This window comes from Mesorhizobium sp. M0830 (genome assembly GCF_040319965.1).
Classification (GTDB): Bacteria; Pseudomonadota; Alphaproteobacteria; order Rhizobiales; family Rhizobiaceae; genus Mesorhizobium.
In genome coordinates, this window is sequence record NZ_JAMYOR010000109.1 from 1 (window position 1) to 8,818 (window position 8,818).

Here is an 8,818-nt window from a genome sequence, read left to right on the forward strand (position 1 = left end):
AGCGTAAGCGCCTCAAAGCCCTCATGAACCCGACCTACCGCCAAGCCGTCCTTGCAGGTTAACGATTCATGATTTCGCCCTGGCGGAGACGCGCTTCGCGATTGTCTTACGCAAACCATTCCACCCAACGGCAGCAGAGGAATTATCATGACCTTTCGCAACGGGCTCGACTCGCTTCTTCGTCCCGAAGATTCGGTCCTCGTCCTTATCGACCACCAGCCCTATCAGCTTGCCAACCTCAACAGCCACGATCCGCAAGCCGTGGTCAACCTCACGACCGCGCTGGCGAAGCTGGCAAAAGCCTTCAATGTTCCGACCGTTCTCACCAGCGTGATCGCGGGTCGCGGTGGCCTCCTCTTCAAGCAGATCACCGACGTATTTCCGGGCCAGGAGGTGATCGACCGAACCTGGGTGAACACCTGGCAAGACGAGAAGGTGGTGGAGGCGGTCAAAGCGACCGGCCGCAAGCAACTCATTATCGCGGGCCTTTGGACCGAAGTTTGCGTCGCGATGCCGGTCATCCAGGCCGCCGGCGAAGGCTGGGACGTGACAGTAATTACCGACGCGTCGGGCGGGATTTCGAAGGAGTCTCACGAGGTTGCCATCCAGCGGATGATCGCGGCTGGCGCGAACGTGATGACCGTGATGGCGCTCGCTGGCGAATGGCAGCGCGACTGGGCGCGCACCGAGCATGTCGAGGAACTGACCGAGATCCTCATCCAGCACTTCGGCGGCAGCGGCATCGCATATCTGTGGGAGCAGCAGCTCCTCAACACGCCAGTGGCTGGCTGATCGCGGCGGATAAGGGGGGGGCAGCTCGATGGACTGCTACAAAGCAGATCGGGTGTTGGCCCCCGTCACGCCCCCTCGCCATGTTGCACAGAATTATCCCGCGCATCAAACACGGGGCTGCCGTGTTCGCCGCCGTCTTCGACGCCTATCGGGCGGACTGCGGCGTTCTTGGCGCCTCCTCCACCTAATGCCTATAGCCTTCATGCCGGTCGCGGCCGAAGCGCAGGTCTCGACGGATCTTCAGCGTGCCCCAACGCTCACTAACGAACGGTATTCGGAGGATTGGTCCAAACTCGCCGATCCCGCAAATCGGACGGGACGGTGGACTGAGCCGTTCAAATACATCCCGCTGAACGACGATGGCTCAATCTACCTAACGACGGGCCTAGAAGCACGGTCGCGCTACGAGGGCTATACGAATGTGAACTGGGGATCGGCGCCGGACGATCGCTTTGTCTGGCACCGTTTCATGCCCTACGCTGATCTCCATATCGGAAAGACGCGGTTCTTCGCGCAGCCGATCCTCTCCACGATCACTGGCACCGACCGTGCCTTGCGACCGGTCGACACGACGGGCACAGATCTGCTGCAGGGCTTCGGCGAGATCGAGGTGGATGTGGCGGAGCACACTTCGCTGCGAATGTCGGCAGGACGAAAACTGGTGTCTCTGGGCGCGGGGCGCTTTCTCGACACGCGCTATGGTGTGAACATCCCGCAAGCCTTCGACGGCTTCGATGCAACGCTGACGAGCGAGACCCGGCAGTTGACGGCGCTGTATTTCCGTCCGGTCGACAACTCACCAGGCGATTTCGACGATCGCACCTCGCGCCAAAAGGCGATCTGGGGTGCCTATGCAACGCAGTGGCTGTCCGAGGATCGGGCGACCGGGTTCGACGTCTACTATCTTGGCTTCCGAGACCGCAACGCGATTTTCGATCAGGGTGCCGGAAAAGAGACAATCCACACCGTCGGGAGCAGGATATTCGGAAACAAAGGGCCTTGGTATTGGAATGTCGAGGGCGCACTCCAGCGCGGGACCTTCTCTGGTCATCGTGTAGCGGCTTGGGGGCTCGGTGGCCAAATAGGCTATCGCTTTCTTGAAACGCCGCTGCAGCCTGACATCAGCCTCACGGCCGATGTGATTTCGGGGGATGACGATCCGAACGATCCGACGCTTGGGACGTTCAATCCCCTCTTTCCCAGAGGCAAGTATTTCGGCGCCTTGTCTCCGATCGGGCCGCGCAACCTGATCCATGTCCGCCCGGCCATCACCGTCCATCCGTACAAGGACGTCGCGGTCTCGCTGGTGGGCGCGGCTTACTGGCGACAGAGCTTGAATGACGGGATTTACGGTCTCCCGGGAAATCTCGTTCGCAGCGGCCAAGCCAGCGACGAGCGCTTCATCGGGAAGCAACTCGAACTGACTGTAGCATGGCAGGCTACGCCCGAGCTGAACCTGTCGGTGTCGGCGAGCGTCTTCGATCCCGGGGCGTTCATCAAGGACACTGGTCCTGCGAAGACCATCACAATGGTCGGCGCCATGACGACCTTCAGGTTTTGATCGTGCGGTCGTTGGCGCTCCCGGTGTTCGGTCCAGCCGCGTCGGCACTGGGGCTTGATCGGTGGCTGCCTCATCGGCCCTGCCGAGCAGGATTTCTACTTCGCTCTCGCATTCTCATTTCCAAGGAGGGCTATCATGGCCGACTTCGTTCCGCCCGTGCACAATGATGCTTCGCCCTTCGCCGACATGCGAGGCCACCACGTCGCAGTGCGCACCCCCGACTTCGAGACCGTCAAGCGGTGGTATGTAGAGACGCTCGACTTCCGACTGGTCGCCGAATGGGACTACGCTGACCAGAAGCTTGCATACATCGCTCCGCCCACTGATGACCATTTTTGCATCGAGATCCTGGGCGGCGGCGAGCCGGCCCCGCAGAACGTGCGACCCTACACCGATCTGGGCAGCAGCCTCGCCTATGCCGGTTATCACCATTTCTGCCTCGAGGTCGCCAGCGTCGACGTGACCATCGGAAGGCTCCGCGAGCGCGGTGTGACGATCGTGAGCGAGCCGTTCCTCGTCGAAGCCGTAGGCCGCCGGCTCGCCTTCTTCGCCGACCCCTTCGGAAACCTGGTCGAACTTGCCGAGGTGCTCGCTTGATTCCCGCCAACGTCGATTGGTCGCCGCGGAGCGCGGGCGGCCAGCCCCTCAGCGCAAGCGGCATCTGCGGCCGGGCGCGATCAATCAACGCCCGACCGGCTCAGCCGAGCAGGCGTTCAGCTTGAACCGAATGGAGCCCCCCAATGGAAATCGGTATCGACAGCTTTGCCGCGATCCTGCCTGATCCCACGACCGGCGCGCTGCCGTCGGCGACCGATCGCATGGCCGACCTGCTTGACGAAGTCGAGGTCGCCGATCGGGCCGGGCTCGATGTCTTCGGCATCGGCGAGCACCATCGCGCCGAGTTTCTCGATTCCGCGCCAGCAATCATCCTCGCCGCCGCCGCGGCCCGCACCAGCCAAATCCGACTGACGAGCGCCGTGACGGTGCTGAGCGCCGCCGATCCGGTCCGGATCTTCCAGGAGTTCGCGACGCTGGACCTGATCGCCGGGGGCCGCGCTGAGATTGTCGTCGGGCGGGGCTCGTTCGGCGAAGCCTATCCGCTGTTCGGTGCGGACCCGCGGGACTATGACGAGCTCTTCGCCGAGAAGCTCGATCTGCTCCTGAAGCTGAACGAGACGACCTATCCGATCTGGAAGGGTCGCTTCCGCGCGGCACTGGAGGGACAGGGCGTCTATCCGCGTCCCCATCAGCCGCGCCTGCCGCTCTGGATCGGCGTCGGCGGCACGCCGCAATCCTTCGCTCGCGCCGGCACGCTCGGCCTGCCGCTGATGGTGGCGATCATCGGCGGCACCTTCGAGCGCTTCCGGCCGCTCGTCGATCTCTATCGCGAGGCCGGCACGAGTGCCGGGCATAGCCCTGACAAGCTCAAGGTGGGCGTCCATGCGATGGGCTTCGTCGGCGAGACGAACACGGCGGCCAGGGAGGCGTTCTTTCCCGGCTGGGCGCATCTGACAGGGAGGATCGGCCGCGAACGCGGCTGGCCGCCGCCGTCGCGCCAGCAATTCGACGCCATGGTGGGCCCGGAAGGCGCGTTCCTGATCGGCGATTCGGCGACGGTCGCAGCCAAGATGCTTCAGGCGAGCGAGGTGCTGGGCGGTGTCTCGCGCATCACCTTCCAGATGAGCACCGCCTCGCTCGAAACGGCGGCGATGAAGCGTTCGATCGAACTTCTGGGCACTGAAGTCGCGCCGATCGTCCGGGCGGCCACGCACAAAACCGAGAAGGCGACCTGATGGCTGAAGCGAGCTTGGGGCAGACGATCGCTCCTGCGATTGTCCTGATGGGAGCGGCCGTGGTTGCCGTGCCGCTGTTCCGGCGGCTCGGCCTCGGATCGGTCCTCTCTATCCGGGGCTGATCGAGCTCCACAACCATCTGGGCTACGACATATTGAGGCTGTGGGATGTCCCCAAGCGCTATTGCAATCGCGGCCAGTGGCAAGGCTCGCCGCCCTACTAGGCCGGGGTGAGCGGACCAATGGGCGTGCTGGGCAAGACGCCCGGCGTGGCACCGGCGATTGCCCGCTACACCGAGGCCAAATGCCTGATGGGCGGGACGACTACGTCACAGGGCATTACCCTGTTCAGCGCGCCAGGATTGGTGCGGTAGTACAGAGGGATGGTGCGGAATGTCGAGGAAAGTCTCGACAGCACACTGCCCGATGCCAAGGCGCGCATCCCGGACTACGCCGCCAAGGACAAGGACAATTTCCTCGGCTACCTGAAAGATTTTCCATGCCTCTTGATGCATCTCGGCGAGGGGATCGATGCGAGCGCGCGCAAGCATTTCCTCGACCTCGAGATCAGCCCCAATGTGTGGGCGATCGCGGCATCACTGACCGGCATTCACTGCAACGCGCTGACGCGGCCCGATTTCGACCGGTTGGCCGGAGTGCGCGCAGGTATGGTGTGGTCGCCGCTGTCGAACCTCATGCTCTATGGCCAAACGGCCGACATCAAGGCAGCGCGCGGCGGGCGTGCGGATCGGGCTCGGATCGGACTGGTCGCCGAGCGGCAGCAAGAATTTGCTACACGAGCTGAAGGTGGTGCGGGTGGTGAATGCCGTACAGGCGCTCGGGTTCTCCGATCGCGATATCGTGGCGATGGCGACCATCGTGGCGGCTGGCCTATTGCGGTGGGACCGCTATCTCGGCTCGATCGAAGCGGGGAAATATGCCGATCTGGTGCTGGTCAGGGGCAAAGCCGGCGATGCCTATGAACATCTGCTGAAAGCGGACGAGACCAGGATCGACCTCGTCGTGATCGACGGCGTGCCGCGCTATGCGACCAAGAAACTGACGGCGGGGTTTTCGGGAACGGGGGAGGAGGTCAGTTTTGCGGGTGAGACGCGCTATCTCATCTCGACGATGCCAATGCCGACGAGATCGTCGCGGGGCTGTCGCTGAAGGCCGCCACCAAGACGCTGAGCGATGCAATGAAGAACTTACCAACCCTGGCAAAGAAGCAAGCCAAGCTGCCGCCGCCTCCATCATTGACGCAGATGGCTCTGGGCGGCGCACAACGGAGGTTGTTCGGGCAGGGTCCAATCCCGCGGGCAAACTGGACTCTCGTTTTGGACCAGGACGAGCCATCCGACGAAAACTTGCGCCCACGATTCGACAGCGTGGCACCGCTGCCCGGAACGATCCGCATGTCCGCGGTGCCGACAGCCACAATGGGGCCGATGGTTTTGAAGGCGCTGGAACTAGATGAACTGACCGTCACGGGCGATCCGGGCTATTATCCCGCGCTTGCCGGGCAGCGCAACATTCCCCAGACGATCAAGGACGGGTTGAAGCCTTGAGGTCGGTAGGAAAACCGGAATTTTCCACCAGTCTACCGCACGAGGGCCTCGTCGAGGATCGACCTTCTGATCGACGACATCCGCGAAGAACTGCGCGGCCGCCCCTACGATCTGGTCGCGGTCGCCGGCGGCTGGAAGCATCTGACCCGCCCGGCCTGTGCCGACGCCATTCGAGCCGCTGTCGGCAGCAGTGAAAGGGCGGTCGACCTGACGCAGTCCGAGTTACTGGTGCTGATGTGCATCGCCGACTTTCAGCCGATCACCCGCGCCAAGCTTTCGTCCTTCTTCGGCAAGGAAGTTTCTCGCGACCTGGTCGGCCATCTGCGCGGCGCGAAGCTGATCGCTTCGGGCCCGCGCAGCCCAACACCGGGCGCGCCCCACACCTACGTCACGACCAAGGAATTCCTTTTGGAGGTCCGGCTCGACACGCTGCGCGATTTGCCGGATTTCGAAGCGCTTGAGGACGCGGGGCTGCTCAGCAAGGAGAAGCTGCCGGCGGGCGACATCATGCCGGAGTTTTCCGACGGCGAGAAACGCCATCTCGACATGGAGAGCGACGATTGAGCAGCCGAGCGAGAACGGACAGGCTAGGGCTGGAGGGGTGCGTTCGAATAGAACGTGTTCGGCGACACCGAGAGTATGGCCGCGCTGAGGCGTGCCCCGGCCGCGTCCACCTTCTTTCTCGTGCGACCATTGATGATCATCTCGGCGCCTGCGCTGCGAAGCCTGTGAGCCATAGCGAATCCGATGCCCTGGGAGGACCCGGTAATGAGGGCGACTTCGTATAAAATCTCGACCTTCAACTTTCTTCTCGTCGCACGGCGCCACTGGACGGCGCCGGAATCTGGCGGAGAAAATCTCACGCCGCCACGTCGAGACTGTCGAAAGCGCCCCGGTGCGAAGCAACGAAGTCCTGCACGGTCATCGGCGGCACGCCGGTCACCTCGGCGATGAGCTTGTCGGCGCCGGAAAAGATGCCGTTCTGGTAGTCGACGGCGATCGCGCAGAAATGTTGGACGAGAAACGCCGGAAGGCCGAACTTTTCGAGGCGGTCGCGATACTCGGGGATAGTCAGAGGCTGGTAGCTGATCGTTCGGCCGAGCACTTCGCTGATGGCAGCGGCGATGCCGCGCTGGTCCAGCTCGGTCGGGCCGTGGAGGGTGTATGTCTTGCCGACATGTGCGACCGGATCCGCCAGGAGCGCGGCGATCAGGCGTGCCTGATCCTCGGCCGCAATCGGGGCATGGCGCCCGGCGCCATAGGGCAGGTCGATGATGCTTTGCTCGACGATCGTCTTGCGCGCGAACGGATAGAGCAGCCATTGCGAGAAGAAGGTCGGCCGCAGATGCACGGTCGGAACGCCCGACCAGTCAAAGACCCGCTCGGCGATCCAGTGATCGCGCGCCGCGTGGCTCTTTGAATCCTCGCGCGCCGAGATCTGCGACATGTTGATCACGGCCTTCAGCCCGGCGCGCTCGGCCGCATCGGCGAAGTATGCCGTCGTCTGGATGATGCCAGGACGCACCGGATAGCAGAAATAGGCGGCAGTAGCGCCGTCCGCTGCCCGGATCGCATCGTCATGCTCGAAGAGATCGCCGATAACGACCTCCGCGCCTTCCCGCCGCAGCGCCTCAGCGCGCGCATCCTCCTTATGAACCAGCGCCCTCACGGCGTGGCCCTTTTCGAGAAGGCGTTGGACTGTGTAGCGACCGGTCTCGCCCGTTGCGCCGGTGACCAGGAATTTTTCAGTAGTCATCTTCTATCTCCGTGTGGGTGGTGGAAAACTGTGTAATTACACAGTTTTGGTGAAAAAAGGGGCTACTCCCCCAGGTTCAGTACGAGAATCTCGTTACGGATCCGAACGGCGCGATCCTGCCCGACTTCCTGCTCGAACGCGGCTTGCGCGCTTTTCCAGAGAGAAACCGCCTCCGCCACCTTTTCCAGGCCCGAGCGGGAAAGCGTCACGTCGAAAGAGCGGCCGCTTTCAGGCTTGCCGGCGACAACCCAGCCGGCAGCCTGCAGCGGCTTCAGTGCGCGAACCAGGGTCGTCCGCTCCATGATCAACATTTCCGCCAGTTTGGTGATCTTCAGCGTGTCGTAGGCCTCGAGCAGCGACAGGATCGAGAATTGCGAGACGGACAGTCCGGCTGGCGCAAGATGGCTGTCGTAGAGACGGCTCAAATGCCGCGCGCTCTGGCGAGCAGCGAGGGCATAGCAGAGATGAGGACCACTGGGCGTCGGCATGCCCTCCATTTAACTGTGCAATTGCACAGTGTCAACCCCGTCGCTTGCCGCCCGCCTTCCCGCGTCGGATCAGGTCAGAAAAATCTGTGCGGCGATGGCCTCGTCCATCGAAGCCCTTGTGTATTGTGTAATTACACATTAACTTGCCGTCGAGACCGATGTCGAGCCCCAGCCTGCGCTCCTCACGGTCCTACCAACAATCTGAGCAACCGGAGTAGCGAGGATGTCGAGCGATAAACAAGAAAAGCACCCTTTCCTGGACGACCTTGCAGACGACGCGGAGTTGAGCGGAACCGTGATGCGTCGTTCAGTTTCGGGACGCGATCATATCAAGCGCTTGGTTGAAGCGGTCGGCACGCTCTACGCCTCGCAGACGCCGACCTTCTATGGAGCGATTGGCCAACGTCACTTCCTGCAATACCAAGCCACGCTGCGGAACGGCCTGAAGCTCGAAGCGGTCGGCGTGATCGAACGTGACGATGCCGGCTTGGTGCAACGTGTGACGATGACGTTCGCGCCATTGGACGCCGCGGTGGTCGCTGTCGGCGGGATTGGGCGGCATCCTTCAGCAAGAATTTGGCGGCGATCTTTTCTACGACGGGACGACCAACGAGGTCGCCGCGCTCTGAGAGGAAGATCAGAACTGGGCCAAGACACAGAGGCTTTCTAGAGCGGGATTTCACCGCCGTTGGACCGTTTGCCGACATTTGGGCTCTTCAGGTCCGAAGATGGGGACGGGCTGCGGCCGGCCCCCGCCTTCACATAATGTACGGCGTTAGCCCGGATATCTCACACAGTTGAAGTGCATCGGGGCTCCGAATCAAGGAAAATGCTTCTGCGACAAAGACTTACCTTGAGCAG

Annotated in this window: 12 protein-coding genes and 1 pseudogene; 10 read left to right on the top strand and 3 right to left on the bottom strand. The window is 62.5% G+C overall.

The features are described from left to right. Positions 1 to 147 precede the first annotated feature (147 nt). The 9 genes and pseudogenes from NKI20_RS32880 to scpB form a co-directional block, all read left to right on the top strand. Positions 148 to 792, top strand: a complete 645-nt coding sequence (locus tag NKI20_RS32880) for a hydrolase (RefSeq protein WP_352838111.1) — start codon at positions 148 to 150, stop codon at positions 790 to 792. 202 nt (positions 793 to 994) lie between these two features. Further along, on the top strand, positions 995 to 2,353 hold the full coding sequence (locus NKI20_RS32885; protein ID WP_352838113.1) for an alginate export family protein: 1,359 nt from the start codon (positions 995 to 997) through the stop codon (positions 2,351 to 2,353). A 135-nt stretch (positions 2,354 to 2,488) separates the two neighbouring features. After that, positions 2,489 to 2,950 carry a VOC family protein gene (locus tag NKI20_RS32890; RefSeq protein ID WP_352838115.1) on the top strand — a complete coding sequence of 154 codons (462 nt, stop codon included), beginning with the start codon at positions 2,489 to 2,491 and terminating at the stop codon, positions 2,948 to 2,950. Positions 2,951 to 3,093: 143 nt separating this feature from the next. Next, positions 3,094 to 4,146 (top strand): LLM class flavin-dependent oxidoreductase, encoded by a 1,053-nt coding sequence (locus tag NKI20_RS32895; protein ID WP_352838116.1) that lies wholly within the window; start codon positions 3,094 to 3,096, stop codon positions 4,144 to 4,146. After that, on the top strand, positions 4,146 to 4,268 hold the full coding sequence (locus NKI20_RS32900; RefSeq protein WP_352838127.1) for a hypothetical protein: 123 nt from the start codon (positions 4,146 to 4,148) through the stop codon (positions 4,266 to 4,268). Before NKI20_RS32895 ends, NKI20_RS32900 begins: the two co-directional genes overlap by 1 nt. A gap of 107 nt (positions 4,269 to 4,375) precedes the next feature. After that, complete coding sequence (locus NKI20_RS32905) at positions 4,376 to 4,519, top strand: hypothetical protein (RefSeq protein ID WP_352838118.1); 144 nt, start codon at positions 4,376 to 4,378, stop codon at positions 4,517 to 4,519. A gap of 328 nt (positions 4,520 to 4,847) precedes the next feature. Continuing rightward, positions 4,848 to 5,315 carry an amidohydrolase family protein gene (locus tag NKI20_RS32910; protein ID WP_352838119.1) on the top strand — a complete coding sequence of 156 codons (468 nt, stop codon included), beginning with the start codon at positions 4,848 to 4,850 and terminating at the stop codon, positions 5,313 to 5,315. A gap of 29 nt (positions 5,316 to 5,344) precedes the next feature. Then, positions 5,345 to 5,713: a hypothetical protein gene (locus NKI20_RS32915; protein ID WP_352838120.1), complete on the top strand. Its 369-nt coding sequence runs from the start codon at positions 5,345 to 5,347 to the stop codon at positions 5,711 to 5,713. A 48-nt stretch (positions 5,714 to 5,761) separates the two neighbouring features. Then, positions 5,762 to 6,277: pseudogene (gene scpB / locus NKI20_RS32920) on the top strand (SMC-Scp complex subunit ScpB); the annotation flags it as partial. Positions 6,278 to 6,300: 23 nt separating this feature from the next. Here the strand turns inward: scpB and NKI20_RS32925 are convergent. The 3 genes from NKI20_RS32925 to NKI20_RS32935 all read right to left on the bottom strand — a co-directional run bounded on the left by NKI20_RS32925 (position 6,301) and on the right by NKI20_RS32935 (position 7,957). After that, entirely contained in the window at positions 6,301 to 6,516 is a 216-nt protein-coding gene (locus NKI20_RS32925; protein ID WP_352838121.1) for an SDR family NAD(P)-dependent oxidoreductase, read from the bottom strand. A gap of 56 nt (positions 6,517 to 6,572) precedes the next feature. Then, a complete protein-coding gene (locus NKI20_RS32930) occupies positions 6,573 to 7,469 on the bottom strand; it encodes an NmrA family NAD(P)-binding protein (protein ID WP_352838122.1) in 897 nt (298 codons plus the stop codon). A 62-nt stretch (positions 7,470 to 7,531) separates the two neighbouring features. Then, complete coding sequence (locus NKI20_RS32935) at positions 7,532 to 7,957, bottom strand: MarR family winged helix-turn-helix transcriptional regulator (protein WP_352838124.1); 426 nt, start codon at positions 7,955 to 7,957, stop codon at positions 7,532 to 7,534. 223 nt (positions 7,958 to 8,180) lie between these two features. On the opposite strand from NKI20_RS32935, the gene NKI20_RS32940 reads away from it, so the two are divergent. Further along, the gene (locus NKI20_RS32940; RefSeq protein WP_352838126.1) at positions 8,181 to 8,627 is read left to right on the top strand and encodes a hypothetical protein; all 447 of its coding nucleotides are present in this window, start codon (positions 8,181 to 8,183) and stop codon (positions 8,625 to 8,627) included. Positions 8,628 to 8,818 lie beyond the last annotated feature (191 nt).

Coding starts and splice junctions, on each gene's coding strand:
- NKI20_RS32940 (WP_352838126.1), top strand. CDS start 8,181: ATGTCGAGCGATAAACAAGAAAAGCACCCTTTCCTGGACGACCTTGCA.
- NKI20_RS32935 (WP_352838124.1), bottom strand. CDS start 7,957: ATGCCGACGCCCAGTGGTCCTCATCTCTGCTATGCCCTCGCTGCTCGC.
- NKI20_RS32910 (WP_352838119.1), top strand. CDS start 4,848: ATGGCCAAACGGCCGACATCAAGGCAGCGCGCGGCGGGCGTGCGGATC.
- NKI20_RS32915 (WP_352838120.1), top strand. CDS start 5,345: ATGAAGAACTTACCAACCCTGGCAAAGAAGCAAGCCAAGCTGCCGCCG.
- NKI20_RS32890 (WP_352838115.1), top strand. CDS start 2,489: ATGGCCGACTTCGTTCCGCCCGTGCACAATGATGCTTCGCCCTTCGCC.
- NKI20_RS32895 (WP_352838116.1), top strand. CDS start 3,094: ATGGAAATCGGTATCGACAGCTTTGCCGCGATCCTGCCTGATCCCACG.
- NKI20_RS32900 (WP_352838127.1), top strand. CDS start 4,146: ATGGCTGAAGCGAGCTTGGGGCAGACGATCGCTCCTGCGATTGTCCTG.
- NKI20_RS32885 (WP_352838113.1), top strand. CDS start 995: ATGCCGGTCGCGGCCGAAGCGCAGGTCTCGACGGATCTTCAGCGTGCC.
- NKI20_RS32930 (WP_352838122.1), bottom strand. CDS start 7,469: ATGACTACTGAAAAATTCCTGGTCACCGGCGCAACGGGCGAGACCGGT.
- NKI20_RS32880 (WP_352838111.1), top strand. CDS start 148: ATGACCTTTCGCAACGGGCTCGACTCGCTTCTTCGTCCCGAAGATTCG.